The organism is Bradyrhizobium sp. 14AA, assembly GCF_054185205.1.
Map to the genome: position 1 here is coordinate 1 of NZ_JAVAYM010000139.1, position 471 is coordinate 471.

Sequence of the window (471 nt, forward strand, 5' to 3'; positions counted from 1 at the left end):
CGTGGAGCGTGCAGCGCGCGCCGCCCCACATCATCTTCAGCCCGAAGTGCGAGGCGACGCCGAAATGCTCCGTATAGCTTTCGCCGACCGATTTCGGGTGATCCAGGAACAGACGGCGGAACATGGCGGGCCTCATCATTACGCTTCGGTTGGAGATAATCACGCCGGCGAGCGCTGGCCAGCCTTGTTCGCGACGCTTGCCAGCATATCCGCGGCAAGCTGACTGAGCGTGTCGTCCCGCGCGCCCATCACTACGATACGGTCGCCGGGCCGTGCCTCTGCGACGAGATGCGCGGCGGCGGCCTCGCGCGCCGGAATGTGGAGCGCGCTGCGTCCAGTGACGGCGACGTCGGCGACGATATCGGCGCTGGTCACCTCGCGGTTCACCGTGCCGCCCATATAGACCGGATCGGGCAGGACGAGCAGGTCTTCCGCGCCCAGCTTGTCCGCCAGCGTCGCGACCAGCTCGCT

The 471-nt window shown here is 67.1% G+C and carries 2 protein-coding genes; both read right to left on the reverse strand.

Features of this window, described 5'->3' with window-relative positions; genetic code table 11:
- The coding region (locus RAD15_RS43700; protein WP_458184845.1) for a DUF6356 family protein at positions 1-139 on the reverse strand (139 nt) is incomplete at its 3' end.
- Between the two features lie 20 nt (positions 140-159).
- Positions 160-471 (reverse strand): glutamate ligase domain-containing protein (locus tag RAD15_RS43705; RefSeq protein WP_458184844.1); only part of this gene is annotated, 312 nt, incomplete at its 5' end.